The 23,835-nt window shown below is 71.7% G+C and carries 14 protein-coding genes; 6 read left to right on the top strand and 8 right to left on the bottom strand.

Annotated features, from left to right (window positions below):
- Nucleotides 1-13 precede the first annotated feature (13 nt).
- Nucleotides 14-1,666, bottom strand: coding sequence for a sensor histidine kinase (locus AMK10_RS05675; protein WP_073745349.1), 1,653 nt, complete (start codon nt 1,664-1,666; stop codon nt 14-16).
- 154 nt (nt 1,667-1,820) lie between these two features.
- Between AMK10_RS05675 and AMK10_RS05680 the strand changes: the two genes are divergently transcribed.
- On the top strand, nt 1,821-3,188 hold the full coding sequence (locus AMK10_RS05680) for a cation:dicarboxylate symporter family transporter (protein WP_073745351.1): 1,368 nt from the start codon (nt 1,821-1,823) through the stop codon (nt 3,186-3,188).
- Nucleotides 3,189-3,478: 290 nt separating this feature from the next.
- The gene (locus AMK10_RS05685; protein WP_241839477.1) at nt 3,479-4,681 is read left to right on the top strand and encodes a hypothetical protein; all 1,203 of its coding nucleotides are present in this window, start codon (nt 3,479-3,481) and stop codon (nt 4,679-4,681) included.
- A 7-nt stretch (nt 4,682-4,688) separates the two neighbouring features.
- Here the strand turns inward: AMK10_RS05685 and AMK10_RS05690 are convergent, their stop codons facing one another.
- Nucleotides 4,689-6,149 carry a family 16 glycosylhydrolase gene (locus AMK10_RS05690; protein WP_073745355.1) on the bottom strand — a complete coding sequence of 487 codons (1,461 nt, stop codon included), beginning with the start codon at nt 6,147-6,149 and terminating at the stop codon, nt 4,689-4,691.
- A gap of 240 nt (nt 6,150-6,389) precedes the next feature.
- Here AMK10_RS05690 and AMK10_RS05695 point away from each other — a divergent pair, with 240 nt between their 5' ends.
- Both AMK10_RS05695 and trxA read left to right on the top strand, forming a co-directional pair.
- Nucleotides 6,390-6,809 (top strand): MerR family transcriptional regulator, encoded by a 420-nt coding sequence (locus AMK10_RS05695; RefSeq protein WP_073745357.1) that lies wholly within the window; start codon nt 6,390-6,392, stop codon nt 6,807-6,809.
- On the top strand, nt 6,806-7,150 hold the full coding sequence (gene trxA, locus AMK10_RS05700) for a thioredoxin (RefSeq protein WP_073745359.1): 345 nt from the start codon (nt 6,806-6,808) through the stop codon (nt 7,148-7,150). The genes AMK10_RS05695 and trxA overlap by 4 nt, the downstream gene beginning before the upstream one ends.
- Before the next feature lie 572 nt (nt 7,151-7,722).
- Here trxA and AMK10_RS05705 read toward each other — a convergent pair.
- From AMK10_RS05705 to AMK10_RS05730, 6 genes are all read right to left on the bottom strand, one after another.
- Nucleotides 7,723-9,402 (bottom strand): sel1 repeat family protein, encoded by a 1,680-nt coding sequence (locus AMK10_RS05705; protein ID WP_241839478.1) that lies wholly within the window; start codon nt 9,400-9,402, stop codon nt 7,723-7,725.
- Nucleotides 9,403-9,502: 100 nt separating this feature from the next.
- Nucleotides 9,503-10,252 (bottom strand): hypothetical protein, encoded by a 750-nt coding sequence (locus tag AMK10_RS05710; protein WP_241839479.1) that lies wholly within the window; start codon nt 10,250-10,252, stop codon nt 9,503-9,505.
- 182 nt (nt 10,253-10,434) lie between these two features.
- Nucleotides 10,435-12,852: a 1,4-alpha-glucan branching enzyme gene (gene glgB, locus AMK10_RS05715; protein WP_073745363.1), complete on the bottom strand. Its 2,418-nt coding sequence runs from the start codon at nt 12,850-12,852 to the stop codon at nt 10,435-10,437.
- Nucleotides 12,853-12,899: 47 nt separating this feature from the next.
- The gene (locus AMK10_RS05720) at nt 12,900-14,342 is read right to left on the bottom strand and encodes a maltokinase N-terminal cap-like domain-containing protein (protein WP_073745365.1); all 1,443 of its coding nucleotides are present in this window, start codon (nt 14,340-14,342) and stop codon (nt 12,900-12,902) included.
- 271 nt (nt 14,343-14,613) lie between these two features.
- On the bottom strand, nt 14,614-16,320 hold the full coding sequence (gene treS / locus AMK10_RS05725; protein ID WP_073745367.1) for a maltose alpha-D-glucosyltransferase: 1,707 nt from the start codon (nt 16,318-16,320) through the stop codon (nt 14,614-14,616).
- Nucleotides 16,317-18,422 carry an alpha-1,4-glucan--maltose-1-phosphate maltosyltransferase gene (locus tag AMK10_RS05730; RefSeq protein ID WP_073745369.1) on the bottom strand — a complete coding sequence of 702 codons (2,106 nt, stop codon included), beginning with the start codon at nt 18,420-18,422 and terminating at the stop codon, nt 16,317-16,319. Before AMK10_RS05730 ends, treS begins: the two co-directional genes overlap by 4 nt.
- A 709-nt stretch (nt 18,423-19,131) precedes the next feature.
- Here AMK10_RS05730 and glgP point away from each other — a divergent pair.
- The gene (gene glgP, locus AMK10_RS05735) at nt 19,132-21,810 is read left to right on the top strand and encodes an alpha-glucan family phosphorylase (protein ID WP_073745371.1); all 2,679 of its coding nucleotides are present in this window, start codon (nt 19,132-19,134) and stop codon (nt 21,808-21,810) included.
- A gap of 191 nt (nt 21,811-22,001) precedes the next feature.
- Nucleotides 22,002-23,789, top strand: a complete 1,788-nt coding sequence (locus AMK10_RS05740) for a SpoIIE family protein phosphatase (protein WP_382563709.1) — start codon at nt 22,002-22,004, stop codon at nt 23,787-23,789.
- Nucleotides 23,790-23,835: the final 46 nt, after the last annotated feature.

Here is a 23,835-nt window from a genome sequence, read left to right on the forward strand (position 1 = left end):
CCGCCCGTCCCCCTCATGGCGCGACCACCTTCGCCGCACGGCCGGTGAGGGGCAGCCGCACCGTGAACTCCGCGCCGCCGTCCGGCATCCGGCCGAGCGTCACCGTCCCGCCGTTGCGGTGGGCCGCCTGCCGCACGAGCGCCAGGCCCAGACCGCGGCCCGCGCCGTGCGTGCTCCAGCCCCGGCGGAAGACCTCGTCCGCCTCGTCCGGGCCGATCCCGTCGCCGGTGTCCGCCACCCGCAGCAGCAGCTCGCCGGCCTCCGTGCGCGCGGTGACGGTGACCAGGGCGCGCGTCGCGGTGCGCTGTGCGGGGACCGGGCCGCCGCCGTCCCCCTGCGCCGACTCCGACGCGGCGTCCACCGCGTTGTCGATCAGATTCCCGAGGATCGTGACCAGATCCCGCGCGGCCAGCGTCCGGGGCAGCGCCCCGTCGTCGATCAGGCTGTCCCGTGCGAGCACCAGCTCCACGCCCCGCTCGTTGGCCTGCGCCGCCTTGCCGAGCAGCAGCGCCGCGAGCACCGGCTCGGCCACCGCTCCCACCACCCGGTCGGTGAGCTCCTGCGCGAGCTCCAGCTCGGCCGTCGCGAACTCCACCGCCTCGTCGACCCGGCCCAGCTCGATCAGCGACACCACGGTGTGCAGCCGGTTCGCCGCCTCGTGGGCCTGCGAACGCAGCGCCTGGGTGAAGCCGCGCTCCGAGTCCAGTTCGCCCGACAGCGCCTGGAGTTCGGTGTGGTCCCGCAGGGTCACCACCGTGCCGCGCCGCTCGCCGCCGACCACCGGGCTGGTGTTGACGACGATCACCCGGTCCGCCGTCAGATGGACCTCGTCCACCCGCGGCTCGGAGGCCAGCAGCGCCCCGGTCAGCGGCGCGGGCAGCGCGAGTTCGTCGACCCCGCGCCCGACCGCCCCGGGCGCCAGGCCCAGGAGCTCCCGGCCCGCGTCGTTGATCAGGGCGACCCGGCGCTGTCCGTCCAGCATCAGCAGCCCCTCGCGCACCGCGTGCAGCGTCGCCTCGTGGTACGTGTGCATCCGGCTCAGCTCCCGGGCGTTCATCCCGTGCGTATGCCTGCGCAGCCTGGCGTTGATCACGTACGTCCCGAGCGCGCCGATCAGCAGCGCGGCGCCCGCCGCCGTCCCCAGGGCGCCGAGCTGCTCCCGTACCTGGGTGGAGACCCGTTCGACGGTGATGCCCGCGCTGACCAGGCCGACGATCCTGCCCTCGTCCCTGACCGGGGTGACGACCCGTATCGAGGGCCCCAGCGTGCCGGTGTAGGTCTCCTCGAAGGTCTCGCCGAGCAGCGCGCGCTCGGTGTGCCCGATGAAGCTCCTGCCGATCTCGCCGGGGTCGGGGTGGGTCCAGCGGACGCCCTGCGGGTTCATGATCGTGACGAAGGCGATCCCGGTGTCCTCGCGGACCCGCTCCGCGTACGGCTGGAGTACGGCGGACGGGTCCGGGGTACGGATCGCCTCCCGCACGGACGGCGATCCGGCCATGGCGAGGGCGGCGGCCCGCACCTGGCGGGCGGCGGTCTCCTCCGCCTGGGACCGGCCGGAGGCGTACGCGAAGAAGGCGCACCCGGCCACCACCGCCGCCACGAGCAGGGCCTGCATCGCGAACAGCTGTCCGGCCAGGCTGCGGGGGAGGGTACGGGGCAGGCGCATGGCCCCCAGTCTGCCTGCCGCCGACCCGCGGCCCAAGGTGGCTCGAAAACGTCCGTGAACGATATGAACGCAAGGGTGACGGCGGTCACAGGGAAGTGAATAGTCACCGGGGCCCCCAGGGACGGGGAGCCGTCGTATATCCGAGGAGACCCCCGTGGCAGAGAAAGCCGCTCGCCGGGACCGTACCCATTATCTCTACCTGGCCGTGATCGCCGCCGTGGTGCTGGGCATCACGGTGGGCCTTGTGGTGCCGGACTTCGCCGTCGAGCTCAAGCCGATCGGCACTGGCTTCGTCAACCTCATCAAGATGATGATCTCGCCGATCATCTTCTGCACGATCGTGCTGGGGGTCGGCTCCGTACGGAAGGCCGCCAAGGTCGGTGCCGTCGGCGGTCTCGCCCTCGGGTACTTCCTGGTGATGTCGACGGTCGCCCTGGCCATCGGCCTGGTCGTCGGCAACCTCCTGGAGCCCGGCTCCAGCCTCCACCTCACCGAGGCGGCCCGTGCCGCCGGCGAGGAGCAGGCGTCCGGGGCCAGCGAGTCCACCGTGGACTTCCTGCTCGGCATCATCCCCACCACCATGGTCTCGGCGTTCACCGAGGGCGAGGTCCTCCAGACCCTGCTGATCGCCCTGCTCGCGGGCTTCGCGCTCCAGGCCATGGGCTCGGCCGGAGAGCCGGTCATCCGGGGCATCGGCCACATCCAGCGCCTCGTCTTCCGTATCCTCGCCATGATCATGTGGGCGGCTCCGGTCGGCGCGTTCGGCGCGATGGCGGCAGTGGTCGGCGAGACCGGAGTGGACGCGCTGAAGTCCCTCGCGATCATCATGATCGGCTTCTACGTCACCTGCGCGCTCTTCGTGTTCCTCATCCTGGGCGCGATCCTGCGCCTGGTGGCCGGGGTCAACATCTTCACGCTGCTGAAGTACCTGGGCCGCGAGTTCCTGCTGATCCTCTCCACCTCCTCCTCCGAGTCGGCCCTGCCGCGGCTGATCGCGAAGATGGAGCACATGGGCGTCAGCAAGCCCGTCGTCGGCATCACCGTGCCGACCGGCTACTCCTTCAACCTCGACGGCACCGCGATCTACCTCACGATGGCCTCGCTCTTCATCGCCAACGCGACGGGCGACCCGCTGACCATCGGCGAGCAGATCTCGCTGCTCGTCTTCATGGTGATCGCCTCGAAGGGCGCGGCGGGTGTCACCGGCGCCGGCCTCGCCACCCTCGCCGGCGGCCTCCAGTCGCACCGCCCCGAACTGGTCGACGGCGTCGGCCTGATCGTCGGCATCGACCGCTTCATGAGCGAGGCCCGCGCCCTGACGAACTTCGCGGGCAACGCGGTGGCCACCGTGCTGGTCGGCACCTGGACCAAGGAGATCGACCGGGCCCGGGTGGACCTGGTCCTCTCCGGCGGCCTCCCCTTCGACGAGAAGACCATGACCGACGACATCCACAACGGCGAGCCGCAGGTCCCCGAAGCCAGGGAAGGCGGCGAGGAGCAGCCCTCGCTGGTGAAGGCGTAACGAGGCGCGAGAAAGCGGCCGGAGCGGCCGGCACGGGATCCGTCCCCGTGCCGGCCGCTCGCGTATGCGCGTACGGCGTTCCGCGAGCGAACCCTCTCGCAGGCAGGTACGGCGCCCTGCGACCGGCCGCTCGCGCGGGACCGCTCGGGCCGGCCGGCGACGACGTGATCATTCCGTGCTGGCGCCGAGTCTCCGCCCCGCGCAGTATCGCTCTCCTGACCAGGCGCGAAGGGTGTCCTGACCAGACACAAGGGGTGGGGACGCTGAAAACCGGATGGCACTGGAGACCCGTGGCCGCACTGCTGCTGCCGGCCCTCATCGGCGCGGCCGCGTGCGCCGCCCCCGAGGACCGGCCGGAGCCGGGGGAGGCGGTCTACGGGCTGCCGCTCGCCGAACAGTTCCAGGCGGCGACGGACGCCACCCGCGAGGCGGGCACCGCCGGGTTCCTGTCGACGCTGGTCTACGGGGCGGCCGGCGGCGACGCCGTGCACGAGGCGAAGGGGAGCCAGGACTACGGGCGGGGCACGTCACGCGCGACGCTGAGCCTGACCGCCGGACGCCACTTCCCGGCGGAGGACCTGGAGCTCCTGCGGAGATCCGCCCCGGAGGGGAAGCAGACCGTGGCCACCGCCGAGGACGACGTCTACGTCCGGAACGGCGACTCCGCCTGGCTGCGCTACACCCCCGAAGCGGTCAACGAGCTCGGCGAGACCATCGGTGTGATCGCCGCGCACGCCGCCGGCGACACGGCCCCGTACAGCGGGACCCTCGCCGACCTGGTACCGCGGGTGATCCCCCGGGAGAAGCCCGAGCGCCGCGAGGACGGCAGCCGTGTCTACCGGGTGACCGCGCTTCCCGAGGTCGCGGCGGAGCTGCTCCCCCGGGACCTGCAGAGCCTCCAGAGGGACTGGGGCACGGAGCCCGTCCAGCTCACCGTGGGCCTGGACGCCGACGGGAGGCTGGCCTCGGTGACCGCCGACCTCGGCCCCGTCCTGGCCAGGCTCCACGAGCGGAAGGTCCTCGGCGAGGTGAAGCGGCTGCGCGCCTCGTACGAGCTCAGCGCCTTCGGTGAGCCGGTCAGGGCCGGGGTCCCCGGCGGCCGGCCCGTCGAGGACGCCGGCAAGGTGCTGGCCCCCATCGGCACGCTCGACGACGGCCGGTGTGCCGCCACCGGCGACACGGGACTGGGCACCAGGACGGTCGTCCGGCCCGTGGACTGCGCGGACCGGCACGACCTGCGGGTGCTGGCCCAGGTGAAGGTGGACCGGGTGCTCCCCGGCAAGCAGGACATCGCCAACGGTGACTCGTACGCCAGGGTGGAGTGCGAGCGGGCACTGGCCGCCGCGCCGGAGGACTGGCAGCGCGGCGGCGCATACGCTCAGGGCTTCGGTCTCGTCGGTTCCTCCCAGGTGGGCAGCACGTTCCGCATGGGGGGAGACGGGGCGGGGACGACGGTGGCAGGCGACTACACCTGTTTCCTCAGGGCCTCCTGACGCCGCGTCAGCCGAACGGGATGTGGACGGCCGACTGGTTCCCGACCCCCACGGTGCTGGATCCGTTGCCGATGGCGTTCCAGACCTCCACCTTCACCGAGCCGTTCACGAGGTTGCCGTGGCTGCCGGTTGACGACTTGAGCCCCTTGGTCTGCGTGTAGTGCTCGTACCCGTTGACGGGGTCGGTGGCGAAGTAGTTGTACGTCTCCGTGCGGTCCCAGGTGCCGTCATCGGTGCGGTCGTAACTCACCCGCACCTGCTGCCCGTTGGCGATGGTGGTGCCCGAGTCGGCGAACACGTCGAACTGGGTGGAGCCGCCGTCGTACGTCCGGGTGATGCCGGTGGCCGTGAACGTCTGCGGGCTGTGCGGGGCGCCGTCGTGGTTGGCGCCTCCCGCCGACGCGACCGTCACCGATGAGGCGGCGGACTGGGCAGCCCCGAGGCCGCCGCCGCTGCGCAGTACGAGGGTGGAGGAGCCGGAGGGCGGGTTGGTGGGCGGGTCGGTGGTCCCGCTGCCGCCCTTGGTCCAGACGCCCACGTAGTCGACCAGCATGGGCCTGCCCGGGACGGTGGCGGCGGTCGGCGTCGAGCCGCCGAGCGCGTTCGGGAAGGCCCCGCCGATCGCGAGGTTCAGCAGGAGGAAGTACCCGGCGTGGTCCGTCATGTTGGCCCACGTCGTGGCGTCCAGCTGGCTCTGCGTGACGCTGTGGAAGAGCTGGCCGTCGACGTACCAGCGCAGGGCGTTGGGGGTGACGGCGCGGTCCCACTCGAAGCGGTACGTGTGGAACGCCGACTGGCAGCTCGCGCCGGGGCAGGTGAGGCTGTTGCCGAGCCCGGTGGTCTCGTTGCAGGGGCCGCCCGGGTTGACGCCGCAATGGAGCACGCCCCAGACGGAGTTGATCCCGTTGACGTTCTCCATGATGTCGAACTCGCCGATGCCGGGCCAGTTCCAGTAGTTGCCCCGGTAGGGGGAACCGAGGGCCCAGAAGGCGGGCCAGTAGCCCAGGGCCGCGTTGCCCGTGACGTTCGGCATCTGGACGCGGCCCTCGATGCGCAGGGTGCCGCCGGCCGGGGCCTTGAAGTCGGCCCGCCTGGTCTCGATGCGGCCGGAGGTCCAGTTGCCCGCGCTGTCGCGGAGCGGGGTGATGCGGAGGTTGCCGCTGCCGTCGAGGCTGACGTTGTCGGGGCTGGCGGTGTAGTTCTGGATCTCACCGGTGCCCCAGTTGCCCGGGCCGCCGGGATAGCCGTGGCCCGTGTCGATCTGCCAGTTCGCGGAGGACGGCAGGGAGCGGTTCGCGCCGTTGAAGTCGTCGCTCCACTGGAGGTTCCAGCCGGGCGTGGAGGGCACGTCGCCTCGGGCGGGGCCCGAACCGGCGACGGTGATCGCTCCGGCGAGGACCAGGGTCAGGGCGGTGAGGACCGCGAGGACGGTCGTACGTCTGTGGGGGATGGTGCGGCTCGTACGCAAAGGAGACCTCCGGTGTGGGCGGTGCCGGGACGGGTGGCCGTGTCTTTGAGAGCGCTCTCAAACCTTTTAGACGCGCCCGGGGCGGCCGTCAATGGCCCCGGCGGCTCCACTTCCCGGCGGCGGCCCTCGCGCCGGACCGCCCATGCTTCCCGCCCGTGGTCGGGCCTTCGTGGCTTCTCCGTCCGCGGTCGGGCCTTCGGCGCTTGCCTTGACGCCGACGTCAAGGATTACGGTCGCGGTATGCGAATCGGGGAACTGGCCGAACGCGCCGGAACGACGACACGGACGCTGCGGTACTACGAGTCGCGCGGCCTGCTGCGGGCGCGCCGCGCGGAGAACGGCTACCGCACGTACGACGAGGGCGACCTGCGGATGGTCCAGCAGATCCGGACCCTTCAGGACTTCGGGTTCGGCCTGGAGGAGACCCGCCCCTTCGTCGACTGTCTGCGCGCGGGCCACCCGGCGGGCGACTCCTGCCCGGCCTCACTGGCCGTGTACCGACGCAAGATCGGCGAACTGGACGCGCTCATCGGTCAGTTGCAGTCGGTCCGCGCCGAGGTGGGGGCGCAGCTGGCCCGTGCCGAACTGGAGGCGTCGGCCGACGTGCCGGGCGGCCCCGAGCCACGATGCGAACTCAACTGGGAGGACGAGGAACGATGATCCACGCAGAGGGTGTAGCCGAGGTCACCGACACCACATTCGACGAGGAGGTGCTGGGGACGGGCCTCCCGGTCCTGGTCGAGTTCACCGCCGACTGGTGCGGCCCCTGCCGTCAGCTCGCCCCGGTGCTCAGCGCGATCGCCAGGGAGGAGGCCGGCCGGCTGAAGGTCGTCCAGATCGACGTGGACCACAACCCGGACATCACCAGCCGCTACGCGGTGCTGTCCATGCCGACGCTGATGGTCTTCCAGGACGGCGAACCGGTGAAGTCCATGGTGGGCGCCCGCCCGAAGCGGCGGCTGCTCCAGGAGTTGGAGGAGGTGCTGCCGGCGGCGGTCTGACCGTCGGGCGGCCATGGGCACGGGAATCGGGATCGGATCAGGGTTGGCCAGGCTTCGACCGGTTCGGCCTCACCCTGAACCATCGCGGCCACGTGGTGTGCTCGACGTTCCGGCCGATCCGGTACCCCTCCGGGCTTCCGGATCTCGTGCGGATCGAACGAAGTGAGGCCTGTGGCGCGGACACGCGCTGCCCGACTGTGCTTTTTCTGCTGCCGTGAATCGAAAGAGCGCCCTCGAGTCCAACGGGTTTCCGGGCCGTCGGAGTGGGTTTCCCGGTCGCGCAGGCGGCGCATTACACGCTGTTGGTGGTTGCGCACTCCGCGATAGCCTTGCGCGAGGGCGGAAGTTCGTAAACCCACCCCAACGCGGAAGTCCCGGAAATCGGTTCCTGGCAGCCGGGGACCGAGCGTCGGATGCCCGACTCACGACGTGAGGGCGCGGGCGCTTGCGGTGCCCACACCGAAACGGCCCCCGGCACGGTGTTGGAAGCACCGGCCGGGACGGTCCGGGGCGAGGCCTCCGTGGCCCGCCCGCGTCCCGGCAGCGCGTCCCCGCCCGCGCGGCCACCGGCCTCACGCCGAGAGGGCCGCCTCCACCTCCTCCAGTACCTCGTCCGGACGGACCATGCGGGACCGGAGGTCCAGGTCGTCGGGATCGTAGCGGCGGCTCACGTCCTCCTCCCACCGGTCCACGGCCTCCTCCAGCGGCTCGACGGCCTCCTCCGAGCGGCCGAGCCGGTGCAGGACGAGGCCGTAGTAGCCGGCGGCCTCCGTCCAGAACGAGGAGCCTTCGCCGTCCTCCCAGGCGGCGCGGAGGAACGGTTCCGCCTCGGCGTACGCGCCCCGCTGGGCCTTCAGCTTGCCCGCGAGCATCGAGTCCAGCAGGAGGCCGCCGTCGGCCGCGCGCACGTACCAGCGCTCGGCCTCCTGGTAGTCGCGGTGGTGCTCGGAGAGCCAGCCCATGTAGTGGCAGGAGTGGTGGTCCCCGGCCTCGGCCGCGGTGCGGTGCCACGAGTCGCGCAGCGGGAAGCGGCGCAGTGCCGCGTGGAGCTCTGCCACGTCGTACGCCGCCTCCGCGTCCCCCGCCCTGGCGGCGGGCTCCATCCAGCGGAGCAGGTGGCGGGCGTTCTTGCCGTTCCAGTCGTTGAGCATCGCGGCGTACTCGTAACCGGCCCGTGCGTCCCCCGCCGCGGCCCGCTCGCGCAGCCCCGGGAGGAGGCGGAAGTCCGTCTCGTCCGCGGCCAGGGGGCCGCCCTCGCGCAGCGCGGCGATCCGGGCGAGCTGCTGGGCGGCGTCGTTGTCGTCGCCGAACTCGGAGAACCAGCGCTCGGCCTCCTCGTAGCGGGCCAGCCGCTTGCACAGCATCGCGAGGTTCCACTTGGGCGGTTCCTCGCCCGCGTCGACGGCGAGCAGGTAGCTCCGCTCGGCCTCCTCCAGCTCGCCGCGCTGCTCGTGTTTGATCCCGAGGAGGGCGGCGGCCTGCTCGCACCCGTCCTCGTGCGCCCGGAGCAGCAGGTCGCGGGCGCGCGGCCAGGACTCGTCGCCACCGGTCTCGGTGAGGAACATGGCGTAGTACAGGCCCGCCCGCGCGCTGAGCGCGGAGGCCCGGCGGTAGAGGGCGTCGGCTTCGGAGGTCAGACCCGGGTAGTCCGCGAAGTGCTTGTCGAGCTCGAAGAGCGACTGGACCGCCTTCACAGCGGCCTCCCGGCCCTCTTCGACCCCCTCGGCCTCGGCGGCTTCGAGGCCCTCGGCCGTGGCGTCGAACGCCGCCCGGAACGAGTCGAAGAGCTGGGACCAGCGGTAGACGGCGATATCGCCCAACTCGATGTCGCTCATCAGGAACTCGGACGCCTCGTCGACCCGCCCCTCGGCGGCCATGAGCTTCCCGAGCTCGATCTTGCAGTCCAGGTGCCGCCAGTCCTCCCAGCCCCGCCGGAACCACTCGACGGCCTCCGGGTCCCCGTCCTCCTTCAACAGCACGCCGAGCCCGTACGCACACCCCGAGTGCCGCTCGGCGACGGCCCGGTAGAGCGTGTCCGCGGCCGGCCGGTCGCCCCGGACCTTCCGGTACCGGGCGAGCGTGTAGTGCGCGTAGGCGTCCCCCGCTGCCACAGCCTGTTCCCAGTAGGGGATGCCCTCGTCGATGTGCTTCCCGAACACGAAGAAGTCGGTTCCCCGCCGCACACCCTCGTCGTCACCGGCATGGGCGGCGGCGACGAGCGCCTCACCGCGAGCCTGTATTGCCTCAGTCATGCCCCGCATCGTGCCACGCGGCTCATATGCGGTGCAGAACAGGGCTGTTGGCGCCTCTCGCGCCCGGAGAGGGCTCCGGTTGTCCCTGTCCGCAGGCCGGTCACCGTGCCCTGTCGATCAGCAGCCGGGAGCGCGCCGTCGTGAACATCCGCTGCTGTTCCGCGATCCGGTCCGGGGTGTCGACGGTGTCGAACAGCAGCTGGTAGACATCGCCCGACCGGCCCGCGACGAAGACTTCGACCCGCTTACGGGGCTCGCTCTGCCGTGCCCAGTGGTAGTCGATCTCCAGCCACAGGGCCTCCTGCCCGTTCTGCCGGGTGGGGTGGGTCGTCACCGTGAGATCAGCCATCGACGATTCAGCGGTGTTCCGGTACCAGGCGAGCTGGCCGTCGGCCGCCGCGTCGGCGGTCGAACCGTAGGACCTGTCCCGCTTGACGGTCATGGAGTGCACGCCGTCCGGGGAGTGCCACTCACTCTGGATGTCGGTGTCCCGCTTCTTCTTCCAGCCTTCGGGTACGGCGAAGTCCGCCCGGAGAGCCGGGGCGTCGACCGGGCGCCAGCCCTTCGGCAGAGGCCCCGCGGACTCCGTCGGCGGAGGAGCCGATGACGAGGCGGACGACGGGGCGCGGGAGGAGGGCGAGGAAGAGAGGGAGGGCACGGGGGAGGGGGAGGAGGAGGCCGGTGCCGCCGCCGCGCCCTCGGCGATGCTCCTGTTGACCGAGGAGCCTCCGATCGACGGGATGCCGAACACCGCCAGCAGCAGCCCGATGACGGCTGCCGCCGCCGAGACCAGCGCCGCCACCTCGCCGATCCGCCGTCCGGAGCCCGATCCGTCGCCGCCGCTGCTCAACGTCTTCCCACCCCCCTGGGCGCGGGCGCCGAGGAGGCCCCGCCGGATGCATTCAACCGGAGGGACGAGGCGGCCATAAGCATCTTTCAGGCTGAGATGACGCCCCGGCAGGAAAGGCTTGCAGACGCCGGGGGCCCGCACCACATGATCGTGGTGCGGGCCCCGGGAGCGGCTGCCGTGGATCAGGCCGGCCGCAGCCAGACCGTCGCCAGCGGCGGGAGCGTCAGCGTGATGCTGGTGTCCCTGCCGTGCGCCGGCACCGTCTCCGGCTTCAGCGGCTCCTCGTTGCGCACGTCGCCGCCGCCGTAGCGCGCCGCGTCCGTGTTGATGACCTCCACCCAGGCCTCGGGGCCGTCCGGTACGCCGATGCGGTAGTCGTTGCGCACCACCGGTGAGAAGTGCGAGATCGCGATCAGCGGGGAGCCGTCCGCGTCGTAGCGGACGAACGAGAACGCGTTGTCCTCCGCCGCGCCGCCGTCGATCCAGGAGAAGCCGCCCGGATCCGTGTCGCGCTGCCAGAGCGCGGGCAGCGCGTTGTAGACCGCGTTGAGGTCCGTGACCAGGCTGCGCACACCGCGGTGGTCGCCGGAGGCCTCGTACGTCTCGTCGAGCAGCCACCAGTCCGGGCCGTGGCCCTCGGACCACTCGGCGCCCTGGGCGAACTCCTGTCCCATGAAGAGGAGCTGCTTGCCCGGGTGCGCCCACATGAAGCCGAGGTATGCGCGGTGGTTGGCCCGCCGCTGCCACCAGTCGCCCGGCATCTTGGTGACCAGGGCCTGCTTGCCGTGCACCACCTCGTCGTGCGAGATCGGCAGCACGTAGTTCTCGCTGTACGCGTACACCATCGAGAAGGTCATCTCGTTGTGGTGGTACTTGCGGTGGATGGGCTCCTTCGAGACGTACACGAGGGAGTCGTGCATCCAGCCCATGTTCCACTTCAGGCCGAAGCCCAGGCCGCCGGAGTCCGTGGCACGGGTGACGCCGTCCCAGGCGGTGGACTCCTCCGCGATCGTGACGACACCCGGATTGCGGCGGTAGACCGTCGCGTTCATCTCCTGGAGGAAGGCGACCGCGTCCAGGTTCTCCCGGCCGCCGAACTCGTTCGGCGACCACTGGCCGTCCTCGCGGGAGTAGTCGAGGTAGAGCATGGAGGCGACCGCGTCGACCCGCAGGCCGTCGATGTGGAACTCCTCGCACCAGTAAGTGGCGTTGGAGACGAGGAAGTTGCGCACCTCCTTGCGGCCGTAGTCGAACTCCAGGGTGCCCCAGTCCGGGTGCGCGGCCCGGTTCGGGTCGGAGTGCTCGTACAGCGGGCGGCCGTCGAACTCGGCGAGCGCCCAGTCGTCGCGCGGGAAGTGTGCGGGCACCCAGTCCATGAGGACGCCGATGCCCGCCGCGTGCAGCGCGTCGACCAGGAAGCGGAAGTCGTCCGGACCGCCCATCCGGGACGTCGGCGCGTAGAACCCGGTGACCTGGTAGCCCCAGGAGCCGCCGAAGGGGTGCTCGGCGACCGGCATCAGCTCGACATGGGTGAAGCCCAGTTCCCGTACGTAGGCCGGGAGCTGCGAAGCCAGTTGACGATACGTCAGGCCCGGTCGCCAGGAGGCGAGATGGACCTCGTACACCGAGAAGGGAGCCTCGTGGACCGGGCGGTCGCCGCGGTGCGCCATCCAGTCCGCGTCCTGCCACTCGTGGCGCGAGACGGTGACCACGGAGGCGTTCGAGGGCGGCACCTCGGTGTGGCGGGCCATCGGGTCGGCCCGCTCGGTGTGCGAGCCGTCGGGACGGCAGATGTCGAACTTGTAGAGGGTGCCCTCGCCCACGGCCGGCACGAAGAGCTCCCACACGCCCGTGGAGCCCAGCGAGCGCATCGGGAAGGCCGTGCCGTCCCAGTAGTTGAAGTCGCCCGTGACGCGCACCCCCCGCGCGTTCGGCGCCCAGACGGTGAAGCGGGTGCCCGTGACGCCCTGGTGCTCCATCGGGCGCGCACCGAGTGCCTTCCAGAGCTCCTCGTGCCTGCCCTCGCCGATCAGGTGCAGATCGAGCTCGCCGATGGCGGGCAGGAAGCGGTACGGGTCGTCCACCTCGATGGTGTTGTCCTCGTAGGCGACCTGGAGGCGGTACCCGTCGGGCACGGCGGGCAGCGGCAGGACGCCGGAGAAGAAGCCGTCGCCGTCGCTCTGGAGTTCGGCACGCTTGCCGCCGGCCAGGACGGCCACGGAGCGCGCGAAGGGACGCAGCGCCCGGAAGAGCACCCCGCCCGGGACCGGGTGGGCGCCGAGCACCCCGTGCGGATCGTGGTGGTCACCGGCGAGCAGCCGGCCCCGGTCCGCGCCGTCCAGCGCGGTGGCGGGCAGCACGTTCTTGCTGCCCCCGCCGCGCCGGGGGCGGGGCGGGGTGCCGGTGGCCGCCGTCTTCCTCGCCCGGGCGCGCTTGGCCGGGGGCGGCGGGGGCGCGTCGGCAGGCGCGTCCGCGGGGACGGGAGCCGCGGCGGGTGCGGGGGCCGCCGCCGGGGCGGTGACCTCGGTGGTCACCGGCTGGGCCGTGGGCGGGACCTCGATGGGCTCGGGCGACTTGCGGGACGGCTTGCGGGCGGTCACAGAGACTGCCTCCTCGAAAGGCTCGAAGGGTGGAAGGGGAGCGCGGGTCACACGGGCGCGGCGGCCAGGCGCTGGATGGCGGCCATCGGCACCGGCAGCCAGTCGGGGCGGTGCCGGGCCTCGTACAGCACCTCGTACACCGCCTTGTCGGTCTCATGGGCGCGCAGCAGTTCGGGCTCGGCACGCGGATCGGCGCCGGCCGCGGCGGCGTAGCCCTCGCAGTAGGCGGCACGGCAGCGGGCCGCCCACTCGGGGTTCCACGGGTGGTGCGAGCGGGCCGCGTAGTCGAAGGACCGGAGCATCCCCGCGACGTCCCGCACCGTCGGCTGCGGGCTGCGGCGTTCGGGCAGCGGTCTGGCCGGCTCGCCCTCGAAGTCGATCAGTGACCAGAAACCGTCGTTCCCGCGCAGGGTCTGGCCCAGATGCAGATCGCCGTGGACCCGCTGAGCCGCCCAGCCGCGTCCCGTCTCCCCGAGCGCCGCGACGGCGTCGAACGCGGCACGCAGCCCCGGTACGTGGGGGACGAGTGCCGGGACCGCCTGGGCGGCGGCCTCCAGGCGCTCCACCATCCCCGCCACCAGGTGCCGGGTCCTGTCGTGGGCCAGGGGCGGCGTCGGCAGGGCGGCGGCGAGGGCGGTGTGCACCTCGGCCGTGGCCCGGCCGAGGGCGTGCGCCTCCGTGACGAAGTCCCGCCCGGCGGCCAGGGCGGCGAGCGCGAGCTGCCAGCCGTCCTGCGCGCCGCGCAGGAACGGCTGGAGCACACCGAGCGTGAGCGGCTCGGGGCTCGTCGTCGCCTCGAACCAGGCCACCGGGGCGGGGACCCGGCCGCAGCCCTCACGGCCGAGGGCGAGGGGCAGTTCGAGATCGGGGTTGGTGCCGGGGAAGACCCGTCGGAAGATCTTCAGGATGAAGGCGTCCCCGAAGACCAGCGAGGAGTTGGACTGCTCGGTGTCCAGGACGCGCGGGGTGAGCCCCGGCGGGATCGGCTCGGCGCGGTCGAAGCGGAGCGGGCCGAGCGAGCCGGGATGCCGGAAGCGCTCCAGCAGGAGATCGGCGACGCGCGGGTCGTGCAGCCCCTCGTACAGGATGCGGCCGGCCAGCGGCCCTTCCGCGACCTGGCCGATGCGTGCCTCGGCCAGACGGGTCGGCAGCGTGGCGCGCACGCCGAGCAGCAACTGGTAGCAGTCGCCCTGGGGCTGTGCGGAACGCCCGTCGGGCTGGTGGACCCTGACCAGCAGATGCAGCAGTCCCGGGCCCGTGCTCGCGGAGTCCAGTGGCAGTATCTCGGTGGCCGCGACCAGGGAGAACCCGGTGACGGGCTTCCCCTTGCCCGCGAACCACCGCTGCCGGGGCACCCACTCGTGGAGCAGTGGGGCGAGCGACGCCAGCAGCGCCGTGGTGCCCGTGGCGCTCGTCGTATGTCTTCTGGTCGTCTTTCGTGATGTTGTGCTCTTCGCCAGGGCGACTCGAGTGGATGCAGCCTCCGACATGGCATCGCGTCCTTTCCCCGGGCACACCACAGGATGCGAAGAGTGTCCCGGATTGCGGCAATGGCTGTCCGGCTGTGCGGGACGTGTCGGGTGAGGAAAAGTCCGATGGACTCGATCATTGGGCCACGGAGAGCCCGAGGGAGCCCGTGAGGCTCGACAGGGAGCCCGGAAGGGCTCGATATGGGGGAGAGTGCCCCGTGCGGGGCGGCGGAAACCGCCCCGCGGGTGGCGCCTCACCGATGAGGCGCCGTCAGCCGACCGTCACCGGCGGTCAGGCGACCGGAGCTTCCTTCCTCAGGCGGAACCAGTAGAAACCGTGGCCCGCGAGGGTCAGCAGGTAGGGCCACTGACCGATCGCGGGGAAGCGCACCCCGCCGATCAGCTCCACCGGATGACGCCCGTTGAAGGCCCGCAGATCGAGCTCCGTCGGCTGCGCGAACCGCGAGAAGTTGTGGACGCACAGCACGAGATCGTCCTTGTACTCACGGGTGAACGCGATCACCGCCGGGTTCGACGACGGCAGTTCGTTGTACGAGCCGAGGCCGAACGCCGGGTTCTGCTTGCGGATCTCGATCATCCGCCGCGTCCAGTGCAGCAGCGACGAGGGCGAGGCCATCGACGCCTCGACGTTGGTGACCTGGTAGCCGTAGACCGGGTCCATGATCGTGGGGAGGTAGAGCCGCCCCGGATCGCTGGAGGAGAAACCGGCGTTGCGGTCCGGCGTCCACTGCATCGGGGTGCGCACGGCGTCCCGGTCGCCCAGCCAGATGTTGTCGCCCATCCCGATCTCGTCCCCGTAGTAGAGGATCGGGGAACCGGGCAGCGACAGCAGCAGCGCCGTGAACAGCTCGATCTGGTTGCGGTCGTTGTCCAGGAGCGGCGCGAGGCGGCGGCGGATGCCGATGTTGGCCCGCATCCGCGGGTCCTTGGCGTACTCCGCGTACATGTAGTCGCGCTCTTCGTCCGTGACCATCTCGAGCGTGAGCTCGTCGTGGTTGCGCAGGAAGATGCCCCACTGGCAGCCGGACGGGATCTCCGGGGTCTTTGCCAGGATCTCCGAGACCGGGTAGCGGCTCTCGCGCCGTACGGCCATGAAGATCCGTGGCATCACGGGGAAGTGGAACGCCATGTGGCACTCGTCGCCGCCGGCCGTGTAGTCGCCGAAGTAGTCGACGACGTCCTCGGGCCACTGGTTGGCCTCGGCCAGCAGCACGGTGTCCGGGTAGTTGGCGTCGATCTCCTTGCGGACCCGCTTCAGGAAGCCGTGGGTCTCGGGGAGGTTCTCGCAGTTGGTGCCCTCGCGCTGGTAGAGGTAGGGCACGGCGTCGACCCGGAAGCCGTCGATGCCGAGGTCCAGCCAGAAGCGCAGGGCCGAGATGATCTCCTCCTGCACCGCCGGGTTCTCGTAGTTGAGATCGGGCTGGTGCGAGAAGAACCGGTGCCAGTAGTACTGCTTGCGGACCGGGTCGAAGGTCCAGTTGGACGTCTCCGTGTCGACGAAGATGATCCGCGCGTCCGGGAACTGCTTGTCGTCGTCGGCCCAGACGTAGTAGTCGCCGTAGGGCCCGTCCGGGTCGGTGCGGGACTGCTGGAACCAGTCGTGCTGGTCGCTCGTGTGATTCATGACGAAGTCGATGATCACGCGCATGCCGCGCTGGTGCGCGGCGTCCACGAACTCCACGAAGTCGGCGAGATCGCCGAACTCGGGCAGCACCGCGGTGTAGTCGGAGACGTCGTAACCACCGTCGCGCAGGGGCGACTTGAAGAACGGCGGCAGCCAGAGGCAGTCGACGCCCAGCCACTGCAGGTAGTCCAGCTTGGCGGTGAGGCCCTTGAGGTCACCGACGCCGTCTCCGTTGGAGTCCTGGAAGGACCGGACGAGTACCTCGTAGAAGACGGCGCGCTTGAACCAGTCGGGATCGCGGTCCTTGGCGGGAGTGTCCTCGAACAGGTCGTGGACAGGCTCATTGACGATCATGGCGTGGGTGACCCTCCGGTCGGCGGGGACGGTCGCAGAACCGCGATGTGCGCGGGCGTGACGCCCGGCTCGAGGCGCACATAGAAGGTTCTGCCCCAGTGATAGGTGTCGCCGGTGAGCTCGTCGCGCACCGGCACGCTCTCGTGCCAGTCGAGGCCGAGACGCGGCATGTCCAACGAGACCGTGGCCTCCTGGGTGTGGTGAGGGTCGAGGTTGACGACCACCAGAACGATGTTCGAACCGGAGCGCTTGCTGTATGCGATCAGCGCCTCGTTGTCGACCGAGTGGAAGTGCACGTCGCGCAGTTGCTGGAGCGCCGGATGGCGACGCCGGATCCGGTTGAGGGAGGTGATCAGGGGAGCGAGCGAGCGGCCCTCACGTTCCGCCGACTCCCAGTCCCTGGGCCTGAGTTGGTACTTCTCCGAGTCCTGGTACTCCTCGCTCCCGGGACGCACCGGGGTGTTCTCGTACAGCTCGAAGCCCGCGTACACGCCCCAGGAGGGGGAGAGCGTCGCGGCCAGCACGGCCCGGGCCTCGAAGGCGGGACGGCCGCCCTCCTGGAGGTAACCGGGAAGAATGTCGGGCGTGTTCACGAAGAAATTGGGCCGCATGTACGAGGAACTCTCGCCCGAGAGCTCGGTGACGTACTCCGTGAGTTCCTGCTTCGTGTTACGCCAGGTGAAGTAGGTGTAGGACTGCTGGAAGCCGACCGAGGCCAGCGTGCGCATCATCGCCGGGCGGGTGAAGGCCTCCGCCAGGAAGATCACGTCCGGATCGGTGCGGTTGACGTCGGCGATCACCTTCTCCCAGAAGACCACCGGCTTGGTGTGCGGGTTGTCGACGCGGAAGATCCGTACGCCGTGGTCCATCCAGAACCGGAGGATGCGGACCGTCTCGGCGACGATCCCGCTCATGTCCGTGTCGAAGGCGATCGGATAGATGTCCTGGTACTTCTTGGGCGGGTTCTCGGCGTAGGCGATGGTCCCGTCGGACCTGTGGTGGAACCAGTCCGGGTGCTCGGTCACCCAGGGGTGGTCGGGGGAGCACTGGAGGGCGAAGTCCAGCGCGATCTCCATCCGCAGGGTGCGGGCCGTCGCGACGAAGTGGTCGAAGTCCTCGATCGTGCCGAGATCGGGGTGGATCGCGTCGTGGCCGCCGTCGGCCGAGCCGATCGCCCAGGGCACCCCCGGGTCCTCGGCGCCGGGGGTCAGGCTGTTGTTGGGACCCTTGCGGTGCGTGGTCCCGATGGGGTGCACCGGCGGGAGGTAGACGACGTCGAAGCCCATCGCGGCGACGGCGGGCAGCCGCTCGGCGGCCGTCCGGAAGGTGCCGCTGACGAGCCTGGGGGCCTGAGGGGGGAGCTCCGCGGTGACCGCCGGGCTCTTCTTCCGCGTGGCGGCGGCGGTCTTGGCGGTCTTCGCCGTCTTCGTGGCGCGCGGCTTGCGGGCGGGCTTCGGGGGTGCCGGCTCCTCCAGGCGTGCGCCCTCGGAGCGGGGGAACAGCTCGTACCAGGAGCCGTAGAGGGCGCGCCGGCGCTCGACGGTCAGCGGCATCGGGCGGGAGGCGGTGACCAGTTCCCGCAGGGGGTGGCGGCCGAGTGCCTCGTCCACGTCGGGGGCCAGCGCGGCGGCGAGCCGGGACTCCGCGGCGCGGTTCGTGTCGCGCAGGGCGTCCACGGCTGCCAGTACCGCCTCGCGCCCGTCCTTCTTCGGCACGCCCTCGGCGGCGCGGGCGTACAGCTGGGCGCCCTCCTCCAGGACCAGGGCGGCGTCGATGCCCGCCGGGATCTTGATCCGCGCGTGGGCACGCCAGGTGGTGACCGGATCGCTCCACGCCTCGACGGTGTAGGTCCAGCGGCCTTCGGACTCCGGGGTCACATCCGCGCCCCAGCGGTCCGTGCCGGGGGCGAGCTCACGCATCGGCGTCCAGGGGCCGGGCCGTCCGCTCGGATCGCACAGGACGACATTGGCGGCCACCGCGTCGTGCCCCTCGCGGAACACGGTGGCGCTGACCTCGAAGGTCTCGCCCGCGACGGCTTTGGCCGGCCGTCTGCCGCAGTCGACGAGCGGACGGACGTCCAGGACGGGAATGCGACCGATCATGGAATCACCTGGGGGTCGGAGCTCGGCATGCACGGCGCGCGACATGGGCGTGAAGGGCTGACCGCGCGCGCCGCGATGGTGGGGTTGCGTCCTTTGTAGCTGCTCGGTCGTCGGCTGGCGGGCTGTGGGCATGGCCGCTCCTGTCCGCGTTCACTCGAATGGACTCGAATGGCAGGTGCACGGGGGTTCGACCTCGGACCGGGGCACCTGGGATGTGCAGCGCGGGGGGTGTGTACCGGGGGAGCCTTCCCACCGTTTTCGGGCGGCCAACCCGGCGGCGTGTTAACTCCTGGGTGCAACGGGTGCACGCGCTGTGGGCCGCGCGCCGTTCCCCCGGCCGGCACGTGGGCACCTCCGCAGCCTTCCCTGCGACGGGGGGTGCCACAAGTCCGAGCGAGGAGGGGAAATCAGCCATATCGCCCGTGACAGAAGGGGGCACAACTGGCGCATCTGGCCCAGGGGACGTCAGAGGCCGGAGGTACGCGTGTGGTTCGCGTGGCGGGAGTGTCCCGGGAGGCGGATCGAGGAGGGCGCGCCCGGTGCCGTACGGGGAGCGAGGGCGGGCGGATCATGCCGGGGCGGGCCCACTGAGCCGGTCGTGCGCCGTGGTTGCGTACAGCGGCACACCGCTACCGTCGAGGGTGACGGAGAGGGCGCCCACCGTCGTGCGTCCCCTCGGATCCGTACGTCCCCTGTAAAGGTGGGATACGTGAAGGCCATTCGTCGATTCACCGTGCGTCCCGTCCTCCCCGAACCCCTGCGACCGCTCAGCGACCTCGCCCGCAATCTGCGCTGGTCCTGGCACACCGAGACCCAACAGCTCTTCCAGGCCGTCGACCCGGAGGGCTGGCGGCCCGCGGACGCCGACCCCGTGCGCCTGCTCGGCGCCGTCTCCGCCGCGCGCCTCGCCGAGCTGGCCGCGGACCAGCCCTTCCTGCGCCGTCTCACCGAGGTGTCCGAGGACCTGCGGGCCTACCTCGACGGCCCGAGGTGGTATCAGAACCAGCTCTCCCAGGGCGCGGAGCTCCCCGCGGCCATCGCCTACTTCTCCCCGGAATTCGGGGTCACCGCCGCCCTGCCCCAGTACTCGGGCGGGCTCGGGATCCTGGCCGGCGACCATCTCAAGGCCGCCAGCGACCTGGGCGTGCCCCTCGTCGGGGTCGGGCTGCTCTACCGCCACGGCTACTTCCGCCAGACCCTCTCCAGGGACGGCTGGCAGCAGGAGCACTACCCCGTCCTGGACCCCAACGAGCTGCCGCTCACCCTCCTGCGGGAGGCCGACGGCACGCCCAGCAGAGTGGTGCTCGCCCTGCCCGGCGGACGCTCCCTGTACGCCTCGGTCTGGCAGGCCCACGTCGGGCGTGTCCCGCTGCTGCTCCTCGACTCCGACGTCGAGGAGAACGCGCCGGGCGAGCGCGACGTCACCGACCGGCTCTACGGTGGCGGCAGCGACCACCGGCTCCTCCAGGAGATGCTGCTCGGCATCGGAGGGGTGCGCGCCGTGCGCACCTACTGCCGGCTGACCGGGCACGCGGCCCCCGAGGTGTTCCACACCAACGAGGGCCACGCCGGATTCCTCGGCCTCGAACGCATCCGGGAACTCGCCGAGACCGGACTCGATTTCGAGGCCGCCCTGGAGGTCGTGCGGGCCGGCGCGGTCTTCACCACCCACACCCCGGTCCCCGCCGGGATAGACCGATTCGAACGCCAGCTCGTCTCCCGTCATTTCGGTGACGACGGCGAGCTGCCCGGCGTCCCCGTGGAGAAGATCCTGCGCCTCGGGATGGAGACCTACGACGGCGGCGAGCCCGATCTCTTCAACATGGCCGTGATGGGCCTGCGGCTCGCCCAGCGCGCCAACGGCGTCTCCACCCTGCACGGTTCCGTCAGCCGGGAGATGTTCTCCGGACTGTGGCCGGGATTCGACCCCTCGGAGGTGCCGATCACCTCGGTGACCAACGGGGTGCACGCCCCGACGTGGGTCGCCCCCGAGGTTCTCCGGCTCGGCGCCAGCAGATTCGGCACCGAACGGGCCGAGAACGCACTCGCCGGAGCCGAGGTCGGCACGACCGACCGCACCGGCGGAGGGGCGGCCGGCACCCCCAGGCGCTGGGACGCGGTGACCGCCGTGCCCGACCGCGAGATCTGGGACCTGCGCAGGGGACTGCGCGAGCAGCTCGTCACCGAGGTCCGCAAGCGGCTCTACGCCTCCTGGCGCAGGCGCGGCGCGGGCACCGCGGAGCTCGGCTGGATCGACGGAGTCCTCGACCCGGACGTGCTGACCATCGGCTTCGCCCGGCGGGTGCCCTCGTACAAGCGGCTGACGCTGATGCTCCACGACCGCGACCGGCTGCGGGAGCTGCTGCTCCACCCGACACACCCCATCCAGATCGTCGTCGCGGGCAAGGCCCATCCCGCGGACGACGGCGGCAAGCGGCTGGTCCAGGAGCTGGTGCGCTTCTCGGACGACCCGAAGGTGCGCCACCGCATCGTCTTCCTGCCCGACTACGGCATGGGGATGGCGCAGAAGCTCTACCCGGGCTGCGACGTCTGGCTGAACAACCCGCTGCGCCCCCTGGAGGCGTGCGGCACCAGCGGGATGAAGGCCGCGCTCAACGGCTGCCTCAACCTCTCCGTGCGCGACGGCTGGTGGGACGAGTGGTTCGAGCCGGACTTCGGCTGGGCGATCCCCACCGCCGACGGCTCCGCCACCGACGAGGAGCGGCGCGACGAGCTGGAGGCCGGCGCGCTCTACTCGCTGATCGAGGACCGGGTCGCTCCGCGCTTCTACGACCGCAACGCCGAGGACCTGCCCGAGCGCTGGATCGAGATGGTCCGCCGCACCCTGGTCACCCTCGGCCCCAAGGTCCTCGCGGGCCGCATGGTCCGGGAGTACGTCGAGCGGCTCTACGCCCCCGCCGCACTGGCCCGCCGTGCCCTGGAGCCGGGCACGGCCCGTGAGCTCGCCGCCTGGAAGGCCAGGATCCGCGCGGCCTGGCCGCAGGTGGCCGTCGACCATGTGGAGGCCACGGCCGACACGGTCGTCGGGGGCTCGGCCGAGCTGGGGTCCACCCTGGCGCTCCGGGTCCGGATCGCCCTGGGCGGACTCGACCCGGACGACGTCGAGGTGCAGGTGGTCGCCGGGCGCGTCGACTCCGGCGACGCCATCGCGGAGGCGCAGACGTTCCCGCTGAAGCCGGCCGGCGGACACGACCTGGAGGACCGCTGGCTGTACGAGGGCCCGCTCGCCCTGGACCGCACGGGCCCCTACGGCTACACCGTGCGCGTGCTGCCCGCCCATCCGCTGCTCGCCTCGGGCGCGGAACTCGGCCTGGTCGCGGTGCCGAACGCGGCCACGGTCGAGGGCGGCGGGGTGGTCCTGCGCTGAGACCACGGCCACCGGTGGGCCCGGCGCGTGTGCGGCGCCGGGCCCACTGCCGTGCCCACCGGTCCCGCCCGTGAGAACCGGCAGGGGTGTTTTCGCCGTGATCTCGCTAACATGACAGCCGTGCCGGTGCTGCCCAGCAGCGCCGATGTGACGGCGAGGCGTTCCCCGGGGCGCGAGTGGAGGTCAGCACGGTGAACGGCGGCGGTGGCCGAGCAAGACGCCTGACGCGTCGGCTGGCCGCGCGGAACGGCACCTCCCGCCCGCTGCACATCCGGCGGCCGGAAACCGACCCGCCGAAGCCCGACCGCTTCACCACCGCGGCCCGGATGCGCTGGCTCCACGCCGCGAGCACCCGGATCGGCACCACCCTCGACCTGGAGCGCACGGCCGAGGAACTGGCCGGGTTCAGCGTCCCGAGACTGGCCGACGGCGCCGCCGTCGACGTACTGGAGTCCGTGCTGCGAGGCGAGGAGGGCGAGCGCGTCACCGGCTCGGCCGTCCCCGTCACCCGCGCCATGGCGGTCCGGGCCATCGCCGCGCTCAGCGGCCTCGAACCCGCTCCGGTCGGCGAGGTGGTCGACCGCAGGGAGCGCCGGGAGACGCTGCTGACCACCGAGTGCCTGCGCAACGGAAGGCCCGTGCTGGTCAGCCGGATGACCCTGGAGGACTACGAGCGCGTCACGCCCACCGAGAGCGCGGCGCGGGCGATGCGGCGCCAGGGCGTGCACAGCTACATGGCGGTGCCGCTGATCGCCCGTGGCGTCCTGCTGGGCTCCGCCGACTTCGTACGCGCCGGGAACAGCCCGCCCTTCAACCGCGCCGATCTGGATCTCGCGGGTCAACTCGCCTCCATAGCAGCGGTGTTCATCGACAACGCCCGGCTCTACGGGCGCGAGCGCGAGCATGTCGTTTCCTTGCAGCGGTCCCTGCTCCCGCGTGCCACACCCCACACCCCGGGCCTGCGGGTGCACGCCCACTACGCTCCCGCCGTCGACGCGCACGGGGTGGGCGGCGACTGGTACGACGTGGTGGCGCTGCCCAGCGGGCGCACGGCGCTGGTCGTCGGTGACGTCACGGGACACGGCCTGCCCGCCGCCGCGACGATGGGCCGGCTGCGGACCGTCGCCCGGACGCTCATGACCCTGGACATCGCGCCCGACCGGGTGCTCGCCCGGCTGGACCTCGCGACCCGCGACCTCGAGGACGACCAGGTCGCCACCTGCCTCTGCGCGGTCTACGACCCGGCGGACTCCAGCTACACCATCGCGAGCGCCGGTCACCCGCCACCGCTGCTGGTCGAGGCTGACGGCACCGCCCGCTATCCGGACGTGCCGGTCGGGGCGCCGCTGGGCGCCGGGGTCATCCCGTACGACCCGCTGAGGCTGCGCGGCCCGGCGGGCGGGCGGCTGGTGTTCTACACCGACGGGCTGATCAAGACCAGGGCCGACGACGTGGACGTACAGCTGGAGGGGCTGCGTGCCGCCGTGGCCGCGATGGAGCCCGAGCAGCTCGACGCCGGAGGTCCGCTCACCGCGCCGCGCCGGGACGACGGCCGGTTCGACGAGGCGGTGCTGCTGGTCGCGGCCGGCCATGAGCTCGCCGACGACGTGAGGTTGACGGAGTGGGACCTGCCCACGGAGGGCAACCCCGCCTCGACCGCGCGCAAGCTGGTCACCGAGCAGCTCACCCGGTGGGGCCTCGAAGAGCTCGCGGACGTGACGGAACTGGTCGTCAGCGAGCTCGTCGGCAACGCCCTGCGCTACGGCGGCGGCCCCGGCCGGCTCCGGCTGCTGTACGACGAGCGGCTCCAGGTGGAGCTCGCCGACACCGGGCCCGACCTGCCGCAGATCCAGCACGCCGACGTCAGCGACGAGGGCGGCCGGGGACTCCAGCTCATCAACCTGCTCTGCCGCAGGTGGGGTTCGTGCCGCACGGCGACCGGCAAGGTCGTCTGGGCCGAGCAGAACATCCCGGGCTGAGCGGCGCGCGCCGGCCCGGCGGTGGCCGCGAGGCGCCGGAGAGGCC

The organism is Streptomyces sp. CB02058 (assembly GCF_001905505.1).
Lineage (GTDB): Bacteria > Actinomycetota > Actinomycetes > Streptomycetales > Streptomycetaceae > Streptomyces.

Coding starts and splice junctions, on each gene's coding strand:
- AMK10_RS05720 (WP_073745365.1), bottom strand. CDS start 14,342: ATGTCGGAGGCTGCATCCACTCGAGTCGCCCTGGCGAAGAGCACAACA.
- treS (WP_073745367.1), bottom strand. CDS start 16,320: ATGATCGTCAATGAGCCTGTCCACGACCTGTTCGAGGACACTCCCGCC.
- trxA (WP_073745359.1), top strand. CDS start 6,806: ATGATCCACGCAGAGGGTGTAGCCGAGGTCACCGACACCACATTCGAC.
- AMK10_RS05675 (WP_073745349.1), bottom strand. CDS start 1,666: ATGCGCCTGCCCCGTACCCTCCCCCGCAGCCTGGCCGGACAGCTGTTC.
- AMK10_RS05730 (WP_073745369.1), bottom strand. CDS start 18,422: ATGATCGGTCGCATTCCCGTCCTGGACGTCCGTCCGCTCGTCGACTGC.
- AMK10_RS05705 (WP_241839478.1), bottom strand. CDS start 9,402: ATGACTGAGGCAATACAGGCTCGCGGTGAGGCGCTCGTCGCCGCCGCC.
- AMK10_RS05695 (WP_073745357.1), top strand. CDS start 6,390: ATGCGAATCGGGGAACTGGCCGAACGCGCCGGAACGACGACACGGACG.